Here is a 714-nt window from a genome sequence, read left to right as displayed (position 1 = left end):
AGCGCCTCCATATCCAGCACATCGGCGTTGGTGGGAATGTGGTATTCGGCCAGGTCGTGGTTCACGAAGATCCCGAACCTCGGATCCAGGACACTCTGCTCATGCAGCGCCATGCCCAGGCCCATCGTCATGCCGCCCAGGAACTGGGACCGCGCGGTGCGCGGGTTGATGATCCGGCCTGCGGAAAAAACCCCCAGCATGCGGGGTACCCGGATTTCGCCGGTGTCCGAGGAGATCCGGACCTCGGCGAAATGCGCGCCGAAGGAATACAGGGCCAGGTTCTCCGCCTCGGGGTCCTCCGGAGCGTTCGCCTCGGTCTGCGCCCCGGGGGAGGGATGTTCTCCGTGGTCGGCCCGGAACGCACGCGCGGCGGCAATAATTGTTCCGCCCCAGCTGGCCGTTCCGGAAGATCCCCCGGCCACCGAGGCGGCAGGGAAGGCCGTGTCGCCGATGCCCAGCCGGATCCGGTCGATCGGCGCGTCGAGCGCGTCGGCGGCGATCTGCGTCAGGGCCGTCCAGGCGCCGGTGCCAATGTCCGCCGCCCCAATCTGCACCGAGTAGATGCCGTCCTGCTCATAGCGGATCCGCGCGGTGTTGGACGGCTGGCGCATGAACGGGTAGACGGCGCTGGCCGTGCCCAGGCCCACCAGCCAGCCGTCCTCCTGCACGGAGCGGGGCCGGGTGACCCGCCGGTCCCAGCCAAAGCGATCGGCG

The 714-nt window shown here is 69.0% G+C and carries 1 protein-coding gene; it reads right to left on the bottom strand.

The annotated features are described in order from the left end of the window. Nucleotides 1-714, bottom strand: a 714-nt coding sequence (locus CXQ88_RS21415; protein ID WP_104046159.1) for a xanthine dehydrogenase family protein molybdopterin-binding subunit, incomplete at both ends; no start/stop codon positions are given.

The organism is Arthrobacter sp. ZGTC412 (assembly GCF_002929215.1).
Lineage (GTDB): Bacteria > Actinomycetota > Actinomycetes > Actinomycetales > Micrococcaceae > Arthrobacter.
Note: the sequence above shows the minus strand (reverse complement) of the source record. Positions and strands in the feature narration are given on the sequence as shown.